The sequence below is a fragment of the Qipengyuania sp. JB2-7 genome (assembly GCF_055693485.1).
The window spans coordinates 580,623-605,015 of the sequence record NZ_CM146335.1; the positions used below are offsets into that span (position 1 = coordinate 580,623).

Genomic DNA, 24,393 nt, shown 5'->3' on the forward strand with positions numbered 1-24,393 from the left:
GGCTAGTGCGCGCCATCATCTTCCCACTACTTTATCGCCCTAGCGCCCAGTTTCGGGTTCAACCCGGTGATATGGTTCAGCCACTTTTTCGGGCGACGCAGCATCTTTTGTGGGTAGGTCACTTTCAGGCCCACAATCTTGCCAATCTCACCCACGAAGTGGATGCAATTGCGAGTATCGAGATCGTAAAATTTGCCCGGCGCGTTACGCCATTCCTCGACCATCGCCTTCACACGCCAATACTGATCATCGCTGAGTGACAGTGTGAAATGGCGATTGGTTTTGGTCAGCCATTTCTCTTTTTCGATCAGGATCGTGTGCTTCACCGGGCCATTCAGAACCGCAGGCGTCGTGCGTTTTGCCGAAAAGCCGTAATTCTCTTTGACCGCTTTGCCGCTTGCCTCAAGTGTCCCCTCCATCACGATGAAGGTGTGTGGATAGCGACCCCACAAGACTGAGCCATTGAAGCTGTGAAAATGGATCTGCACATCCGCCGCAGCAGGCACGGTCCAGAGCAGCGCCATTGCGGCGAGAACCAATCGAAATACGCGTCCCGTCATGGCTTGACCGTCTATCGCAGCAACACGCTGCGTATCAAGCGCTAGCTTGCCAGCAGCGACGCATTGCCTCCGGCTGCGGTTGTATCAATGCAGACCACACGTTCGGTTGCGAAGCGCGCGACGTAATGCGGCCCGCCTGCCTTTGGCCCAGTGCCAGAGAGGCCTTCGCCGCCGAAGGGCTGGCTTTCGACGACGGCTCCGATCTGATTGCGATTGACGTAGAAATTGCCGACCCGGGCGCGGGCCTCAACCAATTCACGCGTATCCTCGATACGACTGTGGAGGCCGAGCGTCAGGCCATATCCGGTCGAGTTAATGTCGGCGACGACCTGTTCCAGCTGGTCACCGGCGAAGCGCGCCACATGTAGGACCGGGCCGAAATTCTCGCGTTTCAAGTCGAGAATGGAGTCGAGCTCTATGATAGTTGGGGCGACAAAGCAGCCCTTGGCCGCACCGCGCGGCAGTTTCAGGCGTGACACCGGTCGCCCGGCCTTTTTGCGCCGAGCGACATGCCGCTCCAACGCGGCCTTCGCATCAGGATCAATCACTGGGCCAACATCGGTGGCAAGGGCGAGTGGATCGCCAACAGTGAGCGCCTCGAACGCACCACGGATCATGGCGAGCGTGTCGTCCGCGATGTCCTCTTGCAGATAGAGCATACGCAGTGCTGAACAGCGTTGCCCCGCGCTTTGAAATGCGCTGGCCACGACATCGCGGGTGACCTGCTCGGGCAGGGCGGAGCTATCGACAATCATAGCGTTTTGCCCACCGGTTTCGGCGATGAATGTCGCAATCGGTCCTTCGCGTGCAGCAAGCGCGCGGTTAATCGCCTGCGCGGTTTCGGTGGACCCGGTGAACGCTACGCCAGCAATGCGCGGATCGCTGGTGATCATCTGCCCGACATCGCCCGCGCCGGGAAGCAATTGCAAGACTTCCTCGGGTATCCCCGCTTCGTGGCATAGCTTCACAGCGAGGGCCGCGATCAATGGCGTTTGCTCGGCAGGTTTGGTTACGACTGTATTGCCCGCGGCGAGCGCGGCTGCTGCTGGGCCGATGAAGATTGCCAGTGGGAAATTCCACGGCGATATGGTTGCGAAGACGCCGCGTCCGTGGAGTGAGAGACGGTTCTCCTCGCCCGTTGGCCCCGGCAAGGCGAAGGGTCCGCTGAACATGCTGCGCGCCTCGCTGGCATAATAGCGCAGGAAATCGACCGCTTCGCGCAGTTCAAGCACGGCATCGAGCAGCGTCTTCCCCGCCTCGCGCTGGCACAGGCTCAGGAACTCATCCGTATGCGCCTCGAACGCATCTGCGGCAGCTTCGAGCAGCAATGCGCGCTTCTCTCCGCCCAGCATGTCCCAACCGGGCTGGACTGCTTGGGCGCGTCCGATTGCCTGCTCGACTTCTTCCTCGGTTGAATCGCGACGCACGCCCACTTCGTGCGTGAGGTCTTGTGGTGCGTTGATCGGCGCTTCCTCGCCCGCTTCGGTCGCGGGGAAGGTCGGGCCAGCATACCATTGGCGTGATTTCAGCGTCTCCAGTCGCGCCAGCAAAGGCTCGCGCACCAGCGGGTCGGCAAGATCCACACCTGCGCTGTTCGCCCGGCCTGGAAAAATGTTGGTCGGCAGTGGAATATCCGGATTGCGCTTTGGCTCCAGCGCGGCGAGCTCCGCCACCGGATCGGTCGCCAGATCAACGGCGGGCACATCAGCATCAGCCATGCGATTGACGAAGCTGCTATTGGCGCCGTTTTCCAGCAGACGGCGCACGAGATACGCCAGCAAATCCTTGTGATTGCCGACCGGCGCATAAATCCGCACCGGAGTTCGCGTGTTGCCTTCCACCTTGGCAAGCGCGGCATAGACATCCTCGCCCATGCCATGCAGCCTTTGATATTCGTATCTGTGGCCTACCGCTCCGCTCCTTGAGGCCGTTTTCGTCTGGCCTACCGCTCCGCTACTTGAGGCCGGGGTGTCCATCCCATGCTCTGCGGCGAGCGCTTGGATCGCGCCAATCGTATAGGCGTTATGTGTTGCGAAAGCCGGGTAGATCACGTCTTGCGCCTTGAAGAGCGTCTCCGCGCAGGCAAGGTATGACACATCGGTCGCCACCTTGCGGGTGAACACCGGATAATCGGTGTAGCCGCCCACCTGGCTCAGCTTGATTTCTGTGTCCCAATAGGCGCCCTTGACCAGGCGGACGAACAGGCGGCGGTCATGCTTGCGGGCGAGGCGCGCCACCCAATCGCATAGTGGCACAGCACGTTTCTGATAGGCCTGAATAGCCATACCGAACCCTGTCCATCCGCGTTCGGTACCATTGTCGAACAGCGTATCGTCCGCAACCAGAGCCTCGATAATATCCATCGAGAGTTCGAGCCGTTCGGCCTCTTCGGCATCGAGGGTGAAATGAATGTCGGCATCGCGTGCCTGCATCGCGAGATCGCGCAGAATCGGTACCAGATCAGCACAGGCTTGCTCGGCATGCAGAAAATCATATTTCGGGTGAAGCGCCGACAGCTTGACCGAAATACCGGGTTTCTGGCCCAGATCAGCGCCCTTTTCCTTTGCCAGACGGGCAATAGCACTCTCATATGACTGGCGGTAGCGCTCGGCATCGGCATAGGTCATCGCCGCTTCGCCCAGCATGTCGAACGAATGGGTGAGGCCCTTGGTACGCTCAGGCGCAGCGCGTTTCATCGCTTCCTCAATCGTGCGGCCAAACACAAATTGCCCGCCCAGAATACGCATGGCCTGCAACGTGGCCTTGCGGATAACAGGCTCGCCCAACCGGTTCATTGTGCCTTTCAACGTCGCGCTCATCCCGCGCTGATGCTCTTCAGGGCGTTCCAGAACCTCGCCGGTGAGCATCAGAGAGAATGTCGCGGCGTTCACAAAGGTGGAGGAACTCGCACCAAGATGTTCTGACCAATCGATATCGCCGATCTTGTCACGGATCAGCGCGTCAGCGGTGGCATGGTCGGGCACGCGCAGCAGCGCCTCGGCCAGACACATCAGCGCAATGCCTTCCTCGGTCGCGAGGCCAAATTGCTGTAGAAAAGCGTCCAGACCGCTCGCCTTGTGCGCACGCGCTCCTTCGACGAGCGCAATCGCGGTCGCCTGTGCCTTTTCGTGGAGGTGCGACGCCTTGCTCGCCTCTGCCAGTCGCTGACTGACGCACACATCCTCTTCAAGCCGATAGGCCTTGCGCAGAGCCTCTCGGCTTAGCGGGCGCAGAGCAGTGGTTGCGGAGGATCGGGCAATGGGTGCCCGCGCAAGGGTTGTGGCCATACAGACAGCGACTCATAACGGGTTAAACAATGCGCCAACATCTGCACCCGGTTTCAATTGTAATCAAGCGAAGTCGACAGTCGCTGTCTGCGCAGCCGCTTAATCCGCCTCAAACAGGCGCCCTGCAACGGCATCCAGCTTTGCAATCAAATCCTTGTCATGTTTGTCAGGCGCGGTGATCACCGCATCGTTCAGGCACGTATCGATTGGCGAAGGTTCACGTGTGGCGGGAAGCAGCGCGAGAAACTGTTCGATAGACTTGCGGGCCAGATCCCCATTGGCCTGCATCTGCGCGATGATCTCTGCCACATCGACCGCAGCCTCTGCATCGCGCCAGCTATCCCAGTCAGTCACCATGGCGAGCAGCGCATAGGGCAGTTCAGCCTCGCGGGCGAGTTTTGCCTCGGGCATGCCGGTCATGCCGATCACATGCGCGCCCCATTGGCGGTACATTTTGCTTTCGGCACGGGTGGAAAATTGCGGCCCCTCCATCGCAAGATAGGTCGCGCCCTGCATCGGGTCACCGCCCGCCTTTTGTACTGCCTGCCCTGCCAAAGCTGACAGACGCGGACAGACCGGATCGCCCATGCCGACATGCGCGACAAAGCCATTGTCAAAGAAGGTACTGGCGCGCCCCTTGGTATTGTCGATGAACTGATCGACGGTCACGAATTGACCGGGCGGCAGGTCTTCGCTGAGCGACCCAACCGCGCTGACGGCGAGAATATCGGTGCAGCCCGCGCGTTTGAGTGCATCGATGTTGGCGCGCGCATTGAGTTTGCCAGGGAGCACGGTGTGCCCCCTGCCGTGCCGGGGCAGAAAGCGGACCTTCACATGGCCGACACGCCCGCATAGAATTTCATCGGATGGCTCACCCCATGGCGACTGGATCGACAGCCATTGCGCTTCCTCCAGCGTATCTATCTCGTATAGGCCGGACCCGCCGATTATTCCGATGGTCCATTCCTGGTTAGTTGGGGGGCTCATTGGGGGATGTCCTTAATTTAGTAAGATTTTGGCCTAGTATGATTTGGGCAGGCCGAGAATATGCTCGGCGATAAAAGCAAGGATCAAATTGGTTGAGATAGGGGCCACTTGGTACAGCCGCGTCTCGCGATATTTGCGCTCGATATCGAACTCCGCCGCAAAGCCAAATCCGCCATGCGTCTGAATGCAGGTTTCGCCCGCGGCACAGCTCGCATCGGCGGCGAGCATCTTGGCCATGTTTGCTTCGGCCCCGACATTCTCCCCCGCCTCATATTTGCGCAATCCCTCATGCACCATCAGCTCGGCGGCGCGCATGTCGGCATAGGCCTTGGCGAGGGGGAATTGAATTCCTTGGTTCCTGCCAATCGGATTGCCGAAAACGCTACGATCCTTGGCATAATCGGTGGCCCTGCCCAGAAACCATTTGGCATCGCCGACACACTCTGCCGCGATCAGCAGCCGCTCGGCATTCATGCCTGACAGGATATAGCGGAAGCCCTTGCCTTCCTCGCCGATCAAATTTGCGGCGGGCACTTTCAGATCCTCAATGAAAATCTCTGTGCTGGAATGATTCATCATCGTGTGGATCGGGCGAATGGTCAGGCCATTGCCAATCGCCTCGCGCATATCGACGAGGAATACGGAAAGCCCATCGGTGCGCTTGGCCGCCTTCTCGCGCGGGGCGGTGCGGGCTAGCAGCAGCATAAGGTCGGAATATTCCGCGCGGCTGGTCCAGATTTTCTGGCCATTAACGACGTAATGATCGCCTTTTTTCTTCGCGACGGTTTTTAGCGACAGGGTGTCTGTGCCGCTGGTCGGCTCCGTTACGCCAAAGGCTTGCAAGCGCAATTCGCCGCTCGCGATCTTTGGCAGATAGGCCGCCTTCTGTTCGTCCGATCCGTGCCTCAGCAGCGTGCCCATGATATACATTTGCGCGTGGCACGCCCCGCCGTTGCAACCCTGCATCTGTATCTCTTCCAGGATCGCCGCTGCGCCTGATAGAGACAGGCCAGCGCCGCCATATTCCTCGGGGATCAGCGCTGAGAGATAGCCCTCGCGGGTCAGCGCGTCGACGAATTCTGACGGATATTCGCGCTTCTCGTCTTTCGCGCGCCAATACTCGCCGGGATATTGCGCGCAGACCTTCGCAACACCGCGCCGGATTTCATCAAATTGATCGGTCATGGGTGAAGTCATGATGGAGTGCAGGCGCGCTGCCAATACCAAATGTGGCCCGGTGGTCAGATTGGCTTGCTTATGCGCTGATCACAGGACAGAGCGCAATGTGTGAGCAATCAACGAACATATGCGATTATCGGCTGCGGGATGATGGGCCGCGAGCATATGCGCAATATCGCGCTGGTGCCTGATGCTGAGCTGGTTGCGATTGCAGACCTGGACGCGGGGTCACGTGAGGCGGCGGCTGAACTGGCTGAGGAGCTGGGACAGCAGGTGGCGTTGTACGCAGATGCGGCTGATCTTTACGCGGCGCACTCCGTCGACGCCGTAATCATCGCATCGCCGAATTTCACCCATTTCGAAGTGGTGCGCGCGGCGATGACGAATAACGTCGCGATACTGGTCGAAAAACCGTTCTGCACAGAGGTTGCCGATGCTCAGCAGCTTGAGGCTGAGTTGGAGTGCTATGAACCACTGGTCTGGGTCGGCCTCGAATATCGCTATATGCCGCCCGTCGCGCGGTTTGTGGAGCGTGCGCATGCGGGCGAGGCGGGCGACATCCGCATGCTGTACATTCGCGAGCATCGCTTCCCATTTCTGGAGAAAGTCGGCGACTGGAACCGCTTTAACCGTAACACCGGCGGAACTTTGGTGGAGAAATGCTGTCACTTCTTCGATCTGATGCGACATATTTTGCGCGATGAGCCGGTGCGGATTTTTGCCAGCGGTGGGCAGGACGTGAACCATCTCGACGAACGCTATGATGGCGAGACCCCCGACATCATCGACAATGCTTATGTCATGGCCGACTTTGCCGGCGGCGCGCGCGCAGTGCTTGATCTGTGCATGTTTGCGGAAGGGGCCGAGCAGCAGGAAGAGATTTATGTCGTGGGCGAGAAGGGCCGTCTGGATGTGGCCATTCCGGCGGCCACGGTTACCTGGTCTCCGCGTGACAAAAGCGGCGTGACAGTCGAGCATATCGAGACACCTGAGGAGGCGTTGGCCGCTGGCGATCATCACGGCGCGACGTATTTCCAGCTGCGCGACTTTCACGATGCGCTGGTGAATGGCGCGGCACCAAAACTGAGCGCACAGGATGGCACGCGATCGGTTGAAATGGGCGCGGCGGCACAACAATCGATTGCCACCGGACTGCCGATAGAGCTGAACTTTGCGGATTAACGAGTATGTCTGAGAGCACGCCGAATATTATCGAAGGCAAGGGCAGCCTGCCTGCTTTCCTCGCAATGCATAAAGACGCGGTTGATGCCGGGTTAGGCGGCGGCGGTGCGGTGCTGATGCGCGGATTCAATGTGCCCGATGCTGAGGCTTTTGATGCCGTGGTGGAGGCGTATGGCGAGCCGGGTTTTACCTATGAGGAATCGCTATCCAATGCCATGCGGGTGAATGTCACCCCGCGTGTCTTCACCGCCAATGAAGCGCCGCCGACAACCGAAATTCATCTACATCACGAGATGGCACAAACGCCGCTCTATCCCAGCAAGCTGTTCTTTTATTGTGAGATTGCCGCGAAAGAGGGCGGAGCGACCCCGCTGTGCCGATCAGACTTGTTGTTCGCCCGCTTGGTTGAGCAGGATACGCAACTGGCGGAGCAATTTGAGACGCGCGGCGTGCGTTATACCAACACCATGCCCGCCAGCGATGATGCCGGATCGGGGCAGGGACGAAGCTGGCGCAGCACGCTGGGTGTGACGACGCGTGAAGAGGGCGAGGCAAGGCTGAGCGACCTCGGCTATTCGTGGGAATGGCAGGATGACGAGAGCCTGCGTGTTACCACCGCGACGCTGCACGCGGTCCGCGACCTCGGTGATGGGCGGAAGAGCTTTTTCAATCAGCTGATCGCTGCCTTTCGTGGGTGGTCAGACAGCCGCAATGATCCCTCGCGCGCGCTGACATTTGGCGATGGCGAGACGATTGCCGAGGCGCATATGGCACCGGTGATCGCTCTGGCGGAAGAGCTGACGCATGATCATATGTGGCAAGCGGGCGATGTCGTGCTGGTCGATAACTTTGCCATGATGCATGGGCGCAGGCCGTTTGCGGGCAAACGCCGGGTCTTGGCCTCGCTGATTAGTTGAGTGATCAGCTAAGTGCGAGTTTGCGGGCAGACATCGCCCATACGATACCATTCACCAGTGCCAGCCCGGCGATAAGCGTCGCGAGCACCGCACCAGCCCCGCCAATCTGCGCCACCCCGATGGGCGAGAACAGCAGATACAGCGCCACCACGCAGCTAAACAGCGTGAACGCGGTTGGCCGGGCAAAGCGCCACGGTGTCATGTCCACTTCGCTTCTATTTGGCGGCACATAAGCTTGCTCGCGCGGGCGCCAATATCCCGCCGCCAGCATGATCGCGATCTCAATCACAAAAAGTACCGCGTAAAGATGGATGAAGTGCAGCGTGATCACGTCATCGAACACAAATCGGATCAGGCCATAGGCTGTCACGTGGAAGATGATGACCATCTTCGCACCCAATGCTGGCACGCGCCGGGTAAACAGGCCGATGATGACAATCGCGACCGTCGGAATGTTGTAGAAGCCGGTGAAGACGCGCACGACCTGCCATAACCCTTCCTCAGCAAAATAGAGCAATGGCGTGACCCCGAAAGAAAACAGCGCGATAATGACGCTGACGATCTTTGCCGTGCGCACAAGTTGCGCATCGGACAGATTGCCGCCGCGCGCGGGCGCATAGATATCGAGCGTGAAGAGTGTCGCGGCGCTATTCAGCAGCGAGTTGAATGAACTGAACACTGCACCGAGCAACACCGCCAGAAATAGCCCAGTCAGATAGGTCGGCAGAACATCGCGGATCAGGCGCGGATAGGCCTCGTCAATCGAACCCATGCCGGGTCCGTACAGATGGAACGCGATCACGCCGGGGATCATCATCATGAATGGCACCATGATCTTGAAAAACCCGCTGGCAAGGATGCCCTTCTGCCCCTCTGCCAAAGACCGCGCACCCAGCGTGCGTTGAATGACATATTGATTGGTGCACCAGTAAAACAGATTGGCGAAAATCATGCCGGTAAAGATGGTGCCAAACGGTGTTGGATCGTCCGCGCTGCCGATGGCGTTTAGCTTGTCAGGATGGTCGCTGGTTAGCCGGTCAAAGCCCGCGCCAAAACTGCCATCGCCCAACAGCATGATGCCCAGAACAGGCACCAGCATGCCGATAAACAGCAGGCCAATGCCATTGAGCGTGTCGGACACCGCAACGGCTTTTAGCCCGCCAAGGACTGCATACGCCGCCCCGGTCAGGCCGATCACAATCACGGTTAGCAGCAGCGCAGGAAACGTGCTCAACCCGGTCAGCTGGGGCACGTCGAAGAACTGCATCACCGCGAGCGATCCGGAATAGAGGACTGACGGTATCGTCACCAATCCATAGCCGAGCATAAACAGCAGCACGGACATACGCCGGACGGTCGGATCGAACCGATCATTCAGGAACTCAGGCAGAGTGGTGAAAGCCCCCGCGAGGTATCGCGGCAGGAACAGAAACGCCATGGCGATGGTCGCGATGGCGGCAGTGACTTCCCACGCCATGCTCGACAAATTGTGGCCATAGGCCGACCCATTGAGGCCGATCAGCTGCTCTGCCGACAGGTTTGTTAGCAGCAGTGACCCGGCAATAAAAGTTGCGCCAAGCCCTCTGCCGGCGAGGAAATAGCCATCTTTCGTTTCTGTTTGCCCACGCGTTTTGAGCCAGCTGACCCAGGCGACCAGCGCCATCGCAGCGACACAGCTCAGTGCGGTAAAGAGTAACGACCCGTCCATATTCCCCCGACTTTGCAAGGAGGATGGACCAGCGGGCGGTGCGGATCAATCCTCAAGAATGATCGAGACCCCGACAGTGACAATCCAGACTGGGTCAAACTCAGCCGATACGGTCGCTTTGACGATGGCTAACCTCACCACGCTCGCGGCAAACGGCGGCGCAGCCGGATCGTATGACGTATCAACAGCGGCTGCAGCCAACACGCTGCTGGGCACGATCGGGACAGAGATCGACGCGATCTCAACCGCCCGAGCGACGCTGGGCGCCGGTCAGAGCCGGCTGGATTCAGCCGTCAATAACCTGACAAGCACAGTGACAAATCTGTCCGACGCACGTTCGCGGATCATGGATACGGATTACTCCGCCGAAACTACCGCTTTGGCGAAGTCCCAAATTCTGAGCCAGGCTTCTACGGCGATGCTCGCTCAGGCGAACCAGAGCCAGCAGAATGTACTCTCACTGCTGCGGTAAGACCGCCTCGGTCAACATTGGCGTACAAGCAAGCCCGTCTCGCATAATGCGGGGCGGGCTTTTGCATGTGCATGTGTGGGCGCAGGTCCATCGCGATGGGCGCATCGATGGATGATGTTACCGACCAAGAGAAATTTCTGTAAAATCACGTTGCCCAAGGGGTTAAAGTGCTGGGCGAACGGACGACAAATAGACTAGCGTAGCGCACGATGATGGGAGATTGACCGATGCAGCCACGTTCACATGCTCTGAAAGCGCTCGCTTTGGGCGTCGGGTTTGGCTTCGCAAGCGCGCCAGCCTTAGCCGCACCAGAAGGTTCGATAAGTTACACGGTGGAGCGTGGCGACACGCTCTATGCGCTGTCACAGGACTATTTCATCAACGCATCCGCAATCCGCCAAATCCAGACTATCAACCGCATTCGCGAACCGCGCCGCCTGCAAATCGGCAAAGTGCTCACCATCCCTCGCCGACTGCTCAAGCATGAAGATGTCGGCTTGGAGCTTCAGAGTTTTTCTGGCCCCGTCGCGCTGAGCCTCAATGGGCGTACTATCGCGCCCCAGATTGGCCTCACCATGCGCGAAGGTGTTGAGATTTCGACCGGCCGACGCGGCTTCGTCTCCATCGGCGGCGAGGGGGATTCGCGGGTTTCCATCCCGTCCAATTCGCGCGCCAGATTGGTCGACGCACGCCGCTATCTCATCAATGGCAAGATCGACATTCAGCTGCGCGTGTTAAAAGGGCGCGGCGAGGTGGTTGCACCCAAAATCGATGGCGATGGCCGATATCGTGTCGGTACACCTGTTGCAGTAACAGCCGTGCGCGGCACAGAGTTTCGTGTTGGTTTTGATCCCGACAAAGAAGTGAGCCTTGCCGAAGTTGTCGAGGGGCAAGTCGCGGTATCTGTAGGCGAAACAGAAAGTCTGACACCTGCGGGCTTTGGCATTGCGGCATTGCCCGGGGCGTTGGGCGAGCAGGAACAGCTGCTGCCAGCGCCTGAAATTATCGATGCCGGGCGCATCCAGACAGACGAGGCGGTAGAGTTCGCAATCACGCCGCTAGAGGGCGCTGACCGATACCGCACCCAGATCGCGCGCGACGCTGGCTTTATCGAGATAATCGAAGAGCAGGTCGTGGATGACAGCGATGTGAGTTTCGAAGGGCTGGACGATGGCCGTTATTTCGTGCGCGCTCGCGCAGCATCGGCATCGGGTCTCGAAGGGCTTTCCAAGGCTACCACATTCCGCCGGAAGCGTCTGAGCGCAGAAGGCGGTATTGAGGAGTCGCCACTGGCTGATGCATTCAAATTTGCGTGGCGTTCGACCGGTGCGGGCAAAACGTTTAATGCATTCCAGCTCTGGCGCACCGATGCGCCGGGATCTCTTTTGATTGACGAGGTGGGTGTGGAGAATACCGCAATACTTGTCTCCAACCTCGCTCCTGACGACTACAAATGGCGTGTTGCCGCCTTTCAGATTGATGAGGGCGAAACGATAAAGGTATGGGGTCCAGCCCAAGAGCTATCGGTCACGGACTAAGGCTGGCAGCCGAGTTCGTCGTGGCTGATCGAATCGTTGGAGGCGCATGACAAAGTTCCGTCTGCTGAGCGAATGGGCGCTGTTACTTCTAGCCAGCGTCGCTCTGGTGCTGATCGCTCATCAGCAGCAATGGACACATCGAATTGATGCAGCGTTGCTTGATTTTGCCACTGAGCAACGTCTGGGCGAGCCCTCAGAAGAGATCGTTCTGGTCGAAATTGATGACCGTTCGTTAAGCGAGGTCGGCAATTGGCCATGGGATCGGCGACGACATGCCGAACTGATTGATGGTCTTGCCAGCCTCGATGCCGGACTGGTGGTGATGGATGTCCTGTTTATCGAGCCCACCGAGCCCGAGGCGGATGCCCAACTGGCCAGCGCAATTGATCGCGCTGGAAATGTGGTTGTCCCGCATACATTTGCCCCGCGTCCGGGCGCCCTTAGCGGGACGATCGCGATCCTGCCGATTGGTGAAATTGAGCGCGCTGCGCTCAATCTGGGTCATGTCGCCGTATTCCCTGATCGGGATGGCATTGTCAGGCGCTATGAGCCGCTGATTGAAAGTGAGGAAAGACCTTATCCGCATCTGGCGGTTGTTACAGCGGCGGGCGGCAAGGTAGATGGCCTGCAGATCGGCGGTGCTGATCAAAGTCCGATCGCCCCGATGCACGCCGCAGGATCATATACCAGCGTGTCCGCCGCAGATGTTATTGAACGACGTGTGCCTGCGGCCTTCCTTTCCGGCAAGACTGTGATCGTCGGGGCAACTGCGCAAGGTTTGGGTGACCGTTATGCCGTGCCCTCCCATGCGGGCCGGATTATGCCCGGCGTCGAGATCCAGGCAAACTTTCTCGACGCAGTCCGGCAAGATTTGCTTGTCTATGATCTCACCGACTGGATCAGGACACTGGTGTTCCTTGCAGCGATGGCGGCGCTTTTTCTGGCCTTTTGGCGGCTGACACCGCGCGCTGCTCTTTACGTTTCTCTTGGCCTGATCGTGTTGCTGATCGGTCTGTCTGTCGCGCTGGTTATAGGGGCGGGGCTATGGCTTCCCATTGGGCCTGCCGTTCTGGGAATTGTGGTGGCCTATCCTCTCTGGGGCTGGCGCAGATTGGCATCGGTCAGCCGGTTTCTCGAGGCGGAGGCGCGTAGCCTCGATGGCGTTATCCGCGGGTATGATAGCGAAACCGGCTCGGGCTTTGATACGATCGCGCAACAGGTCTCGCGTATTCGCGGGCTTATTGGCGCAACTAGCGAGCGTCTGACCTTTTTGCGCCAAGTTCTCGCCACTTCACCCGACGCGATGTTGGTGTTTGACAAGGGCGGCGCGCTGTCTTTGATGAATGAGCGGGCGCAATCGATCTTTCATGCGCACGAACAGGACACCTTCCAAACGTTTCGGGAAATGGTCGACGAGGTTGGCGCCGTCTGTGACATGCAAAAGGGCGAGTTGACCTTTGATGACGGGCGCGTTTTCCTGATCGCGCGATCTCCGCTTGATCTGGGGGAAGAAAGCGAGGTTGTAGCGCTGAGAGATATTACAGGGATCAGGGCGAGCGAAAATCAGCGCCGCGAAATGCTGGAGTTTCTTTCGCACGATATGCGGTCACCGCAGGTCGCGATCATCGGCCTTGCAGGGCAGATGGGTAACACCATGCCGCAAACCGACCGGTTTGATCGGATTGAAAACCAGGCGCGGCGAACGCTCAAATTGACGGATGATTTCGTGCAGATAGCCCGGCTTGAATATGAAGGGATTGAGCGCGAGGATACTGATATTGGCGCTTTGCTGCACGAGGCAAATGATCGGGCGTACCCTTTGGCTAAGCGCAAGAATATCGTTTTGGCCACGCATCTGCCGGAAGAGCCGGAATTCTGTCTGGTTGACCCGTCGGCGCTATCGCGAGCGGTCGATAATCTGATTGGTAATGCCATCAAGTTCTCGCCCGACGGGAAAACTGTCTCTGTGACTATGCGACGACGAGATTCCGGCTCTATCGAAATCGAAGTGAGCGATGAGGGGCCTGGCCTTCCGACAGAGCGGATGGATAACACCTTCGCCCGTTTCGGGGCCCATAATAACAAGGCCGGGCCAAGTGCAGGGCTGGGCCTTGCCTATGTGAAGAAGGTTGTTGATGAGCATGGCGGAACGATTGATGTGCGATCGGGCAAAGATGCCGGAACGCGCTTTTTGATCAGCCTGCCGTGCTCAGGCGGAGCGGGTTGCTAGGTTCCAGGATTCACTGGGGAAGAAGGTCAGCGATGAGAGTACTGGCCATTTCCTGATAAGGCGGATCACCACCGGCACAGATAGTCGCATGTGCTGTGCTATTTTGTCTTAGGGCACCACTGGCGCGATCAAACAGGGCCAGCGTTGCCCGCACGCGCACGGCTTCGCACCCGTCAGTCCATTGCGGCTTTCGCGGATCGGCGATGGGGCGCGGGGGGTCGTCAGCCTTGCCGGCCTCACTCGCGAGCAATGCGACATCTGCCGGACTGGTCGAGATTGAGAATTCCGCGATAGCGGGGGCAGTGTCTGCAATGGCCACCCGGCGCGCGGCAAATTCATCAGAAAGCGCACTATGAAACGCGACGCGGTTCGTCTGCGTCTCGTCCGGAGCGGTGAGACTAACAGATGGCACTGTCTGAGGGGCCCCTTGGCTCGATTGGATCGCTGGCGGCTCGTAAACAGCGCAAGCAGATACCATCGCGGCGGCCAATAATGGCATCATATGCCTGGGGTGAAAGGCGTGCCTTTCCGGGGACATTTAGGATCCTAACCGTTATCGCTAGGGCCCTCTATATATTCATCCATGCGATAACCAAACCCGAAAACGGTTCTGATCACAAAACCGTTTTCTGGCTTCAGGTCCAATTTGGCCCGCAAACGCGAGACATGAACGTCGATGGTGCGTGTTTCCAGGTCGACCTGACTGCCCCATACCTTGGAAAACAGATAGCCACGCGACAAAGGACGCCCGAGATTTTGAAAGAGCAGATCGATCAGGTCAAATTCCTTGGCGGTCAGGTGGACCGCGTCGCCGGATAATGTGATCGCTTTCTCTCGCCGATCGAGAGTGTATGTTCCGAATTCCGCGTCATTCGGCAAAGTGTCCGCCCGTGTGCGGCGACCGGCTGCTTCAACCCTCGCTCTGATCACTTCGTCGGATTCAGGCTTAACGATGTAGTCAATCGCGCCAGCTTCGAGGCCGCGAACAATATCACCTTTGTCGTGACGGCTCGTAAGCAGAATAAACGGGGGCAATGGTGACAAGTTATCGCGCGCCCAGTTTACTACGTCGAGCCCGGATCTGTTGGGCATATTCCAGTCTAGAAGAACAACGTCATAGGTCTCTCGCTGCAGGGCATTCTGCAAATCCATGCCATTGCGAAAACCGTCGACCTCGTGACCTGCGGATAGGATGACAGATGAGACCTGTTCGAGCAGTTCCTGCTCATCATCTGCGATAGCTACCCTCATTGTCACGGTCTCCTTCTCAACCCACCCACCACTCAGGATGTTCGTATGTTACATTTAAACCTGCGCGTTTCCAGTTTGCGGCCCCAATTTCATGTAGTTTTTGCAAGTCTTTACAAGCGCTGACAGGCTTTCATGGCTGTCTTGCTCGCCTCGGCTCTCGCACGACACTGTCGGTCTCACGGCATTGGGTGAAATCGTTTGCCACGATTATGGTCTATGGCACTATGGAGGAACAGAAACGGTGACTATTCTTCACAAGGTTTTCACGATTTCGCTCAGTACGGCATTGTTCGCGGGATGTGCTCAGGCCTCTCCGCCTGCGGGTTGGACAGAAACGACCAACAATGACGTCGGATCGGTTTACTCTGGGCCAGACCGGGCAGTGATGCGGGTTGCCTACCGCGCTGAACTTGAAAAGGGTTGTAGCTGTTCCCTGGGTGAATGGAATGAAGACGCTGTTCTTCAAGCGCTATCTGTCATGTGGATCGACGTTGGTGATTATCGCACGTCTGGTAGCGGGGGCTCGACCGCATTGCGCGGCGAAGGAATGACCGAGAACGGCGATGTATATTTTTCAGCGAAAATTGTCGGAGACGGGTTAAATGTGCTGTTAGCGCGCAGTGCCGGTGGTCTTACCCAGGCAAACACTCTCTTGGCGGCAAACTGGGACGGCGGTACCAAGCGGTCAACTGTCGCGGCTGTCGCGAAATCGCAGAGCCGAAATGCCGAAAAACCTCAGCGGCGCGTCAGCCCTGGAAAGTATTCTCCGCCTGCAAGCCTTAGCGTGGCGGGCAAATGGCCTAAGAAAGGGCAGTGGTGGGCTGTCCAAAATCATGACGACCCTGCGTCACCACGTTTTACGGTCGGGCAAACCGGACCAAAATATGATGTGCGCGATTTCAGCGGTGCCGTTGGTGCGATTGAGAAGTATTTCGGCGTCCAATTCACGGGCAGGCCACAGTTGGAAAAGATCGAAGCTTGGCAAAGCCTCGATGGCAGCGATTTCAGGATATCCTTCGCGCGAACCAACCTCGGCGGCGCAAAGGGTGTTGCATTCATTATCATAAAGAGATCGCGCGGCAGCGACCAGTTTGTAATTAACGTTTTCGAGATGCCGGAACAGTCATTTGTTGAGTGGGGTGGCGCGGCCAGAATGATCGTGTTGCGTGGTCTCTTGCCGAACATGGATGTCTTCCCCAAAGCCGAACGCAACAGGATTGCCCGCGGCTCAATGAAGTCTCAAACTGCTTTCTATGAAGCCGCTGCGACGAAATATTTCGAGATGAAATCGGTCGAAATGATGGCCATGACGCAATCCAATCTGCTGCTTGGTATGCAGGAACTCAATTATGACCTGCTATTCGGCAATGATATTGGAACGTCGGTGATCTACTGACGATTGGGCGGGCACGCCCGCAGTGATCGCGACTGGCTTTGTGCCGAGCTAGCGATATTGGGCAGCGGTGATAAACTCGCCAAAGGTTTCGCACCACACGACGACCGTGGTGTATTCAGCGACATTCACGCCTTCTGGTACGTCCAGCAGGAATCCGTCAAAGCTCTTCACATCACCGATGACAACGGACCGGTCTTTGACGGGCACGCCCGCAGTGATCGCGACTGGCTTTGTGCCGAGCTAGCGATATTGGGCAGCGGTGATAAACTCGCCAAAGGTTTCGCACCACACGACGACCGTGGTGTATTCAGCGACATTCACGCCTTCTGGTACGTCCAGCAGGAATCCGTCAAAGCTCTTCACATCACCGATGACAACGGACCGGTCTTTGACGGGCTCAAACTCGTCCTCATGCTCAACAAAGTCCTTTGTCAGATAGACCTTGTAGTCTGGTCCAGGAGCTAATTCGCCCTGATGCACGATAGTGTCAGTGGTGATGCTGATCGTGCCTTCGCCCCAGTGCAGCGTGTCGCTGCCGCGTAGATCGCGGGTCAGCTGCGCAGTGAATTCCGCTTGCGCGGCCTCTGCTTGCAGGGTCGCGGTGTCGGGCGCGGGCTGGGCGGTTATGATGGGCAAGAAATACACGCCCAACCCGAAGCCCACTGCAATTGCGCCAAGATGCGTCACAGCCAAGACTATCAAACGCTTCATCGGTGCAGCTCCCTATCCATCATACTTTTCGAGTTCATCACCGCTGAGTGTGACAACATGTAGCAAGTTCGTGCTGCCCGGCGTGCCAAAGGGCACCCCAGCGAGCGCGATCAGCTTGCTACCACCCTGACCAAGCCCATGACGCAGACACATGCGTTTGCCCTTGGCAATCATCTCTTCGAAACTGCCAATATCCTTAGTCGCCACCGCATGTGTTCCCCATAATAAGGCGACGCGGCGTGCGGTCGTAATTGATGGCGTCAGCACCATAACCGGCACGCTTGGCCGTTCACGAACTACGCGGCGCGCGGTTGAGCCAGAGCCTGTAAAGACGGTAATTGCGCTGATTGAAACGGTGTCGGCAATCGTCATGCAGCTATGTGCAAGCGCGTCAGCTGTCGTTGCATCTGGCGGTGTGTCGAGAAAGCGCACGCGGTCAAGATAGGCGTCATCGGCCTCTACCTGAGCGGCGATTTTGTCCATAATCGTTACCGCTTCTTGCGGCCAATCGCCAGCGTACCGTTTCCGCCGAAAGCATCACCGCGTCTGCGCCGTCATAAACAGCGTTAGCGACATCAGACACCTCGGCACGGGTCGGTGCAGGGCTTTCAATCATGCTTTCGAGCATCTGCGTCGCAACGATAACCGGCTTGCCAGCCATGCGGGTTGCGTTGACGATCTTTTTCTGCAGAGGCGGGACCTCTTGCGGTTCCAGTTCGACGCCCAAATCGCCGCGCGCGACCATGATCCCATCGGACATCTCGATGATCTCATTGAGGCGCCGTACCGCCATGGGTTTCTCGATCTTTGCGCATAGAGCGCCTTTGCCATCCATCAGACGACGGGCCTCAGACAAATCCTCTGGACGCTGGACAAAGCTGAGACCAATCCAGTCGACGCCTTGCGCGGTCGCGAAAGCGAGATCACGCCGGTCTTTATCGGTCAGGGCGGGGATTGGTACCTCAGCGTCCGGCACATTGACGCCCTTGCGATCGCTGATCACGCCGCCGACCTCGGCTGAGCACAGTATCTCGTTTTCGTCCGCCTTGATGACGCGCAACCGGATCTTGCCATCATTGATGAGCAGACGCTGTCCCTTGTCGAGCAGTCCGAACAGTTCCGGATGCGGCAGTTCAACCCGGTTTTCGTCCCCCGGTTCGGTGTTGCGATCAAGCGTGAAATGTCCGCCATGGCGGATCACTGCCTTGCCATCCTTGAACTTGCCGACGCGCAGTTTGGGGCCCTGCAAATCGGCCAGGATCGCGATTGGGCGCGCATACTTCGCCTCAAGGTCACGGATCGCCGAGATCGTCGCTGCGTGATCTTCGTGCTCACCATGGCTCATATTGACGCGGAACGCGTCCGCGCCTGCCTTGAACAGGCGTTCGAGCATCTCTGGTGAACGGCTGGCGGGGCCGATAGTGGCGAGAATTTTGACCTTGCGATCGCGGGGCGTGAATTTTGTCATTGGCGGCGCTATGGCAGAGGTCCACGACAAGTTGAAGAAAGAAGCGCGTAATGATGCAAGAAAATGATGCGGTCGATCAAATACCTGATGCCGTAGCGGCACAGGCCTTTCGTCGTCTGGTTCGCCATTTGCAGCATCGTCATGATGCGCAGAACATCGATCTGATGGGATTATCGGGGTTTTGTCGCAATTGCTTGGCGGACTGGATCCGCGATGCCGGCTTTGATGGTGACAAGGCGGCGGCGCGGGAAGTCATTCACGGTATGCCCATGGATGAATGGAAAGCGACGCGACAGAGCCCGGCTACTAAGGAGCAACTCCAGCGTATGGAAGAGAGCCTGAAGTTAAATAAATGAAGCGTCGAAAAATCGCGTGGATTGATCACGCACCACCTTCACCCTCCATTCCGGGTTGGCTATCGCGTGCCTAACTGATTCTCTCACAACTGGAGCTAACACCACATGGCTGAAGCCACTGATGACCGCCTGCGTCTTTTGATTGAGCGCATTGAACGCCTTGAAGAAGAAAAGAAGGGTATCGCGGATGATATTCGCGATGTTTATGCCGAGGCGAAGGCGGTGGGTTATGACACCAAGATCATGCGCCAGATCGTGCGGTTGCGCAAAATGAAGCCAGATGATCGCAGCGAGCAAGAGACTATTCTTGAAACCTATAAGGCTGCGCTCGGCATGGGCTGATCTGGACGCTTTTCCTTGATAAATCCACTGTATTATGCCAATAATACGGCATAGTAAGGTTGTAAGGAGAAATCGGCATGGCCAACCCATGGAAAGACGCGCGCGGGATTATCGTAACAACCACCCCGACGATTGAAGGGCATCCTATTCAGGAATATGCGGGCATCGTCACCGGAGAGGTGATCGTCGGCGCGAACCTGTTCCGCGATCTGTTCGCCAATATACGCGACATTGTGGGTGGCCGTTCAGGCAGCTATGAGCGCATTCTTTCTGACGCCCGCAATCAGGCGATTGAGGAATTGCAGGCCGAAGCTGCACAGCGTGGCTGCAATGCGGTTGTCGGTATCGACCTGGACTATGAAGTGATCGGCGACACCGGCTCGATGTTGATGGTGTCTCGCCAGTGGCACGGCAGTTAAAGTCTAGATCCAACCGATAACCGTGATGACGGCATTAAACGCCGCGTGCTGCAGCGTGGCGGCACGCAAGCCAAGTCGCGTTCGGGTATAACACAAAACTAGGCCACCAAGGGTTTGAGACAGCACAAGGATCAGATCGAGAGGTCCTGTAAACGCATCAAAGTTTGCCAGATGCACAAGGCCGAACGCGATCGAGCTGCCCCAAATACAGCAATGATAATTTGCTTTGAACCATGCAGGAATAGCTGTGTCTTGGTTGCGCCTTACGAGCCACCAGACACCTGCCGCAAACCAGAGTACGAAAGCGGTGGCTGTAGCTCCAACCAGCGCCTCATCGTCAAAAATTGCTGATGCGACGAGGAGGATGATCAGGCCGATCCACGCTATTGCGGCGGACCAAAGAGCGGCACTGCGACCGCTGAGCCAACCCCCGGAAGAGTATCTCTTCAAAGATTGGAGCGAGCACGATGGCGAAGAAGATTTCTTCGCCAATAGACCAGTCCTCATCACTGTAGTTCGGAAAGTCATAGCCGGCTGATGCAACTGCTTGCTCGATCCCATAGGCGCCACAGGAAATCGCAAGATCAAGAATCAACAGTAGGCCGATCACCACCAGCATTGGTTTGCCCCAGCTGAGCCGGTGTGAGGACGGCTGCGGATCGGTAACGAATGCCCAGAGGTCGCTAAAAACCTGCTTGGCCGTGCTGGTTATGACTACAGCCCTTGCTTCCCCGTTTCCCATGAGGGTAAGGCCTAGAGGATGTCTATTCTAACAAACAAGTGAAACCATGGCAGGCCATTCCAAATTTAAGAACATCATGCACCGCAAGGGTGCGCAGGACAAAAAACGTTCCAATCTGTTTTCCAAGCTTAGCCGCGAAATTACCGTCGCTGCGAAAATGGGTGCGCCCGATCCTGACATGAACCCGCGCCTGCGGCTGGCGGTCAACACGGCCAAATCGCAGTCGATGCCCAAGGATAATATCCAGCGGGCGATTGATAAGGCGACTGCGGGCGATGACGAGAGTTACGAAGAGGTCCGTTATGAAGGTTACGGCCCTGGCGGTAGCGCCATCATCGTCGAAACTTTGACGGATAACCGGAACCGTACCGCCACGGCGGTGCGCACCGCGTTCAGTAAAAATGGCGGAAATCTTGGTACAGAAGGCTCGGTCGCGCATGGGTTTGAGCGGTTGGGCTATATCGAATATGGCGCGGACGCTGGTGATGAGGAAAAGATTCTGGAAGCGGCCATGGAAGCGGGCGCGGAGGATATCCAGTCAAGCGATGATAGCCACGAAATCTGGACGGCGGCAGAGGATCTGCATGAGGTAGCCTCTGCATTGGAGAAGTCGCTGGGCGAGGCGAAGGAAGTGAAGCTTGCCTGGAAGCCGAACCTGACAGTTGAACTGGACGAGAAAGGCGCGGGCACCTTGCTCAAGCTGATCGATACACTTGACGATGATGACGATGTTCAAACCGTCTGGGGCAATTATGAAATCTCTGATGAGGTCATGGCGAAGTTAGACGCCTGATCGGGTGCTTATTCTTGGTCTTGACCCTTCGCTCAGCTGCACCGGCTGGGGCGTTATCCGCGCGGAGGGTTCGCGTCTCATTCATATTGCCAATGGCCAGATCAAAACGGACGCGAAGGCAGAGATGCCGCAACGATTGCACCACCTCCATGACGCGATAGCGGCGGTGATAGGTGCCTATCTGCCCGACCGTGCGGCGTGTGAAGAGGTTTTCGTCAACAAGAACCCGCAGAGCACCTTGAAGCTGGCTCAGGCGCGCGGAGCGGTGCTTGCGGCATGTGGCCAGCGAAACCTGACGGTACATGAGCACTCAGCGAGACTGGTGAAGAAGTCAGTCGTTGGCACTGGCGGCGCGGATAAAAACCAGGTTCAGGCGATGCTTAAGGTGCTGCTGCCAACTGCGCAGATTTCGGGTGCAGATGCCGCCGATGCACTGGCGGTTGCCATCGCGGACGCGCATCTGTCCTACAGGCCGGGCGCGAGCTAGAACATCATTCATGGCACCGAAATTCTCATATTTTACGGCTTTACCCACATCGCTTTGCGGTGATTGGGTTTTGTCTATCAGGACCGTGTTCCATGTGTTCCATCCAATAGGAACCAGCATATGACAATCCAACTCTATGGCATCCCTAATTGCGACACCGTGAAGAAGGCACGTAAATGGCTGGATGCGAATGATCTCGACTACGCCTTTCATGACTACAAGAAAGAAGGCGCAGATGCGGGTAACCTAGCCGAATGGATTGATGCACATGGCGTCGATATTGTGCTCAATCGCCGGGGCACGACCTTTCGCAAGCTGAGCGATGCAGACAAATCGGATATTGACGCAGCCAAGGCTGTCACATTGCTGAAAGAGCACCCGTCCATGATCAAGCGGCCCGTGGCTGAGTATGGCTCTGGGACATTGGTTGGCTTTAAGGAAGATGAATGGTCCGCTGCCTTGTTGTGATCGTGTTGATGACGCTAAGCTCTGTCGCTGGAACTTCCGCTGCCATAGCAGCAGAACCATTGATCATTGCGCATCGTGGGGCGAGTGGTGACCGACCAGAGCACACTCTGGCGGCTTATGAGCTGGCGATTGAGCAGGGTGCCGACTATATAGAGCCGGATTTGGTGGTGACGAAGGATCTGGTGCTTGTTTCGCGTCACGAAAACGAGCTTTCTGAAACGACCGATGTCGCGAGCCGCGAAGAATTTGAAGATCGCCGCCGCGACAAGACAATTGATGGGCAACTGGTCGCGGGATGGTTTGCGGAGGACTTCACGCTTGCCGAATTACGTACCTTGCGGGCCAAGGAACGCATCCCGAATTTGCGCCCTGAGAACGCCCGCTATGATGGGCTGTATCAAGTGCCGACTTTTGCCGAGGTGGTGAAGCTGGTCCGCGCCAAGGAGCAGGAAACTGGTCGCAAAATCGGCCTCTATCCCGAGCTGAAGCATCCCAACTTCCTGTTGCAGGATGCCGGGATCGATATGGTCGATCTGCTACTAAAGCGAGCTGCGCGAGCTGGGCGTTTCAGCGGATGACCCGATCTACATCCAGTGTTTTGAAGTGGGCGCGTTGCGCCGTTTGAACCAGCGCAGCGATTACAAGCTTGTGCAATTGATCCACCCGCGTGGCGGACCAGCCGATGAGCCCGCCATGCGTTATGCGGACATGATAAGCCCCAGCGGCCTTGATGAGATTGCGCAATATTCTGATGGTATCGGGCCGAACATCAGCGCGGTCTTGAATGCCGACGGGACCCCGACTTCCTTGGTAAGCGACGCTAATGAGGCCGGTCTGAAAGTGCATGTCTGGACCTTGCGACGCGAAAATGCGTTTATGCCGTCTGCGCTAGCGACGAATGACAATCCGCGCGGTCTAGGGGGTTTGCCACCGCTGATGGGGCTGCTGGTCAAGGCGGGCGTGGACGGAATCTTTACCGACCATCCTGGCGCGGCGGTTATGCTGCGGGAGAGTGGCGACTACGCGCCCTAAACGCTAAGCATGTGTCACGGTGACGATATAGTTCAGCGCCATATCGTCTGACAGGTGGAGGCCTTTTGTCGGTGAGAACGCAATGCCCTGCGGCTCGCCCATGATCAGGTTTGCGTCGGTGAGGATATCGCGGAGTTCGTCGGGCGTCACAAAATCATCCCAGTGATGCGTTCCGCGCGGGATCATGCCGACCAGCTCGGCGCCCTCGACTAACAAGACGCGCGACTGCATCGTTCGGTTTGGCGTTGAGAGGATCATCAGGCCATCTGGAGCAAGTCGGTTTGCGAGCGCACGCACAAACGCCCCCTTTTCTGCGACGTGTTCGATGACTTCCATGCTGGTAACGAGGTCAAACTGACCCAGATTCAGTCCCGCCACATCGCCAGCTATATAACGGATATCGAGCCGCGCACTTTCCGCATGGGCCGCCGCAGCCTGAACGTTTTCTGGCGCTGCATCCACGCCCGTCACCTCTGCGCCTAGCCGCGCCAATGGCTCGCACAGCAACCCCGCGCCGCAACCGACATCCAGCGCGCTCTTGTCCGCCAGCGGTGCGCGCAGGTCAACATCGCCGCCCCAATGCACATCGACCGCGTCACGGACAAAAGCCATTCGCACTGGATTAAGCCGGTGCAGCATCGCGCTTGAGCCCTTCGGATCCCACCATTCCTTGGCCAAGGCACCAAAATGCGCGGCTTCTTCGGGCCGGATTGTCGCCACCGCAGCACTGCCCGCATTTGAAGCCCGCGAAGATTTCATTTTGTCTGCGCTGGTTGCATCGCTCATAGGGCGCTCGTAACACCGCCGTCCTGTTCTGACTAGCAAAAGGCCCAAATCCCTTGCAGCAAGATGCGCCGAGCGCGAACAA

Annotated in this window: 23 protein-coding genes and 3 pseudogenes; 14 read left to right on the forward strand and 12 right to left on the reverse strand. The window is 57.6% G+C overall.

Annotated features, from left to right (window positions below; translation table 11 throughout):
* Window positions 1-26: 26 nt before the first annotated feature.
* From ACZ1GM_RS02850 to ACZ1GM_RS02865, 4 genes are all read right to left on the reverse strand, one after another.
* Window positions 27-560: a hypothetical protein gene (locus ACZ1GM_RS02850; protein WP_472677675.1), complete on the reverse strand. Its 534-nt coding sequence runs from the start codon at window positions 558-560 to the stop codon at window positions 27-29.
* A gap of 41 nt (window positions 561-601) precedes the next feature.
* The gene (putA, locus tag ACZ1GM_RS02855; RefSeq protein ID WP_472677676.1) at window positions 602-3,847 is read right to left on the reverse strand and encodes a bifunctional proline dehydrogenase/L-glutamate gamma-semialdehyde dehydrogenase PutA; all 3,246 of its coding nucleotides are present in this window, start codon (window positions 3,845-3,847) and stop codon (window positions 602-604) included.
* A gap of 99 nt (window positions 3,848-3,946) precedes the next feature.
* On the reverse strand, window positions 3,947-4,834 hold the full coding sequence (gene mtnP / locus ACZ1GM_RS02860) for an S-methyl-5'-thioadenosine phosphorylase (RefSeq protein ID WP_472677677.1): 888 nt from the start codon (window positions 4,832-4,834) through the stop codon (window positions 3,947-3,949).
* A 33-nt stretch (window positions 4,835-4,867) separates the two neighbouring features.
* Window positions 4,868-6,031, reverse strand: coding sequence for an acyl-CoA dehydrogenase family protein (locus ACZ1GM_RS02865; protein ID WP_472677678.1), 1,164 nt, complete (start codon window positions 6,029-6,031; stop codon window positions 4,868-4,870).
* A 90-nt stretch (window positions 6,032-6,121) separates the two neighbouring features.
* Here ACZ1GM_RS02865 and ACZ1GM_RS02870 point away from each other — a divergent pair, with 90 nt between their 5' ends.
* Together ACZ1GM_RS02870 and ACZ1GM_RS02875 are read left to right on the forward strand one after the other, a co-directional pair.
* Entirely contained in the window at window positions 6,122-7,195 is a 1,074-nt protein-coding gene (locus tag ACZ1GM_RS02870; protein ID WP_472677679.1) for a Gfo/Idh/MocA family protein, read from the forward strand.
* Between the two features lie 5 nt (window positions 7,196-7,200).
* Window positions 7,201-8,112, forward strand: coding sequence for a TauD/TfdA family dioxygenase (locus tag ACZ1GM_RS02875; RefSeq protein WP_472677680.1), 912 nt, complete (start codon window positions 7,201-7,203; stop codon window positions 8,110-8,112).
* Window positions 8,113-8,116: 4 nt separating this feature from the next.
* On the opposite strand, the gene ACZ1GM_RS02880 is transcribed toward ACZ1GM_RS02875, so the two are convergent.
* Window positions 8,117-9,820 carry a solute:sodium symporter family transporter gene (locus ACZ1GM_RS02880; protein WP_472677681.1) on the reverse strand — a complete coding sequence of 568 codons (1,704 nt, stop codon included), beginning with the start codon at window positions 9,818-9,820 and terminating at the stop codon, window positions 8,117-8,119.
* 202 nt (window positions 9,821-10,022) lie between these two features.
* Here ACZ1GM_RS02880 and ACZ1GM_RS02885 point away from each other — a divergent pair.
* From ACZ1GM_RS02885 to ACZ1GM_RS02895, 3 genes and pseudogenes are all read left to right on the forward strand, one after another.
* Window positions 10,023-10,292 (forward strand): annotated as a pseudogene (locus ACZ1GM_RS02885) (flagellin); the annotation flags it as partial.
* Between the two features lie 227 nt (window positions 10,293-10,519).
* On the forward strand, window positions 10,520-11,830 hold the full coding sequence (locus tag ACZ1GM_RS02890; RefSeq protein WP_472677682.1) for a FecR family protein: 1,311 nt from the start codon (window positions 10,520-10,522) through the stop codon (window positions 11,828-11,830).
* A gap of 46 nt (window positions 11,831-11,876) precedes the next feature.
* Complete coding sequence (locus ACZ1GM_RS02895) at window positions 11,877-14,060, forward strand: CHASE2 domain-containing protein (protein ID WP_472677683.1); 2,184 nt, start codon at window positions 11,877-11,879, stop codon at window positions 14,058-14,060.
* Between the two features lie 10 nt (window positions 14,061-14,070).
* Here the strand turns inward: ACZ1GM_RS02895 and ACZ1GM_RS02900 are convergent, their stop codons facing one another.
* Together ACZ1GM_RS02900 and ACZ1GM_RS02905 are read right to left on the reverse strand one after the other, a co-directional pair.
* On the reverse strand, window positions 14,071-14,472 hold the full coding sequence (locus ACZ1GM_RS02900) for a hypothetical protein (protein WP_472677684.1): 402 nt from the start codon (window positions 14,470-14,472) through the stop codon (window positions 14,071-14,073).
* Between the two features lie 134 nt (window positions 14,473-14,606).
* Window positions 14,607-15,311: a response regulator transcription factor gene (locus tag ACZ1GM_RS02905; protein WP_472677685.1), complete on the reverse strand. Its 705-nt coding sequence runs from the start codon at window positions 15,309-15,311 to the stop codon at window positions 14,607-14,609.
* A 241-nt stretch (window positions 15,312-15,552) separates the two neighbouring features.
* Between ACZ1GM_RS02905 and ACZ1GM_RS02910 the strand changes: the two genes are divergently transcribed.
* Complete coding sequence (locus ACZ1GM_RS02910) at window positions 15,553-16,707, forward strand: hypothetical protein (RefSeq protein WP_472677686.1); 1,155 nt, start codon at window positions 15,553-15,555, stop codon at window positions 16,705-16,707.
* A 48-nt stretch (window positions 16,708-16,755) separates the two neighbouring features.
* Here the strand turns inward: ACZ1GM_RS02910 and ACZ1GM_RS02915 are convergent, their stop codons facing one another.
* The 3 genes and pseudogenes from ACZ1GM_RS02915 to pyk form a co-directional block, all read right to left on the reverse strand.
* The gene (locus ACZ1GM_RS02915) at window positions 16,756-16,914 is read right to left on the reverse strand and encodes a DM13 domain-containing protein (RefSeq protein WP_472677687.1); all 159 of its coding nucleotides are present in this window, start codon (window positions 16,912-16,914) and stop codon (window positions 16,756-16,758) included.
* A gap of 33 nt (window positions 16,915-16,947) precedes the next feature.
* Window positions 16,948-17,418, reverse strand: a complete 471-nt coding sequence (locus ACZ1GM_RS02920) for a DM13 domain-containing protein (protein ID WP_472677688.1) — start codon at window positions 17,416-17,418, stop codon at window positions 16,948-16,950.
* 12 nt (window positions 17,419-17,430) lie between these two features.
* Window positions 17,431-18,886: pseudogene (gene pyk / locus ACZ1GM_RS02925) on the reverse strand (pyruvate kinase).
* A 53-nt stretch (window positions 18,887-18,939) separates the two neighbouring features.
* On the opposite strand from pyk, the gene ACZ1GM_RS02930 reads away from it, so the two are divergent.
* The 3 genes and pseudogenes from ACZ1GM_RS02930 to ACZ1GM_RS02940 all read left to right on the forward strand — a co-directional run bounded on the left by ACZ1GM_RS02930 (window position 18,940) and on the right by ACZ1GM_RS02940 (window position 20,010).
* Window positions 18,940-19,242 (forward strand): DUF1244 domain-containing protein, encoded by a 303-nt coding sequence (locus ACZ1GM_RS02930; RefSeq protein WP_472678614.1) that lies wholly within the window; start codon window positions 18,940-18,942, stop codon window positions 19,240-19,242.
* 105 nt (window positions 19,243-19,347) lie between these two features.
* Window positions 19,348-19,584: a DUF2312 domain-containing protein gene (locus ACZ1GM_RS02935; RefSeq protein WP_152433016.1), complete on the forward strand. Its 237-nt coding sequence runs from the start codon at window positions 19,348-19,350 to the stop codon at window positions 19,582-19,584.
* A 107-nt stretch (window positions 19,585-19,691) separates the two neighbouring features.
* A pseudogene (locus tag ACZ1GM_RS02940) lies at window positions 19,692-20,010 on the forward strand (heavy metal-binding domain-containing protein).
* 330 nt (window positions 20,011-20,340) lie between these two features.
* Here the strand turns inward: ACZ1GM_RS02940 and ACZ1GM_RS02945 are convergent.
* The gene (locus ACZ1GM_RS02945) at window positions 20,341-20,622 is read right to left on the reverse strand and encodes a hypothetical protein (protein WP_472677689.1); all 282 of its coding nucleotides are present in this window, start codon (window positions 20,620-20,622) and stop codon (window positions 20,341-20,343) included.
* Window positions 20,623-20,791: 169 nt separating this feature from the next.
* On the opposite strand from ACZ1GM_RS02945, the gene ACZ1GM_RS02950 reads away from it, so the two are divergent.
* From ACZ1GM_RS02950 to ACZ1GM_RS02970, 5 genes are all read left to right on the forward strand, one after another.
* Window positions 20,792-21,538 carry a YebC/PmpR family DNA-binding transcriptional regulator gene (locus ACZ1GM_RS02950; RefSeq protein ID WP_472677690.1) on the forward strand — a complete coding sequence of 249 codons (747 nt, stop codon included), beginning with the start codon at window positions 20,792-20,794 and terminating at the stop codon, window positions 21,536-21,538.
* A 4-nt stretch (window positions 21,539-21,542) separates the two neighbouring features.
* Window positions 21,543-22,025 (forward strand): crossover junction endodeoxyribonuclease RuvC, encoded by a 483-nt coding sequence (ruvC, locus tag ACZ1GM_RS02955; protein WP_472677691.1) that lies wholly within the window; start codon window positions 21,543-21,545, stop codon window positions 22,023-22,025.
* 120 nt (window positions 22,026-22,145) lie between these two features.
* A complete protein-coding gene (locus tag ACZ1GM_RS02960; RefSeq protein ID WP_472677692.1) occupies window positions 22,146-22,493 on the forward strand; it encodes an arsenate reductase in 348 nt (115 codons plus the stop codon).
* A complete protein-coding gene (locus tag ACZ1GM_RS02965) occupies window positions 22,472-23,071 on the forward strand; it encodes a glycerophosphodiester phosphodiesterase family protein (RefSeq protein ID WP_472677693.1) in 600 nt (199 codons plus the stop codon). Before ACZ1GM_RS02960 ends, ACZ1GM_RS02965 begins: the two co-directional genes overlap by 22 nt.
* A gap of 34 nt (window positions 23,072-23,105) precedes the next feature.
* Complete coding sequence (locus tag ACZ1GM_RS02970) at window positions 23,106-23,525, forward strand: glycerophosphodiester phosphodiesterase family protein (RefSeq protein WP_472677694.1); 420 nt, start codon at window positions 23,106-23,108, stop codon at window positions 23,523-23,525.
* A 3-nt stretch (window positions 23,526-23,528) separates the two neighbouring features.
* Here ACZ1GM_RS02970 and ubiG read toward each other — a convergent pair whose 3' ends face one another.
* Window positions 23,529-24,311, reverse strand: coding sequence for a bifunctional 2-polyprenyl-6-hydroxyphenol methylase/3-demethylubiquinol 3-O-methyltransferase UbiG (gene ubiG / locus ACZ1GM_RS02975; RefSeq protein ID WP_472677695.1), 783 nt, complete (start codon window positions 24,309-24,311; stop codon window positions 23,529-23,531).
* Between the last annotated feature and the right edge of the window lie 82 nt (window positions 24,312-24,393).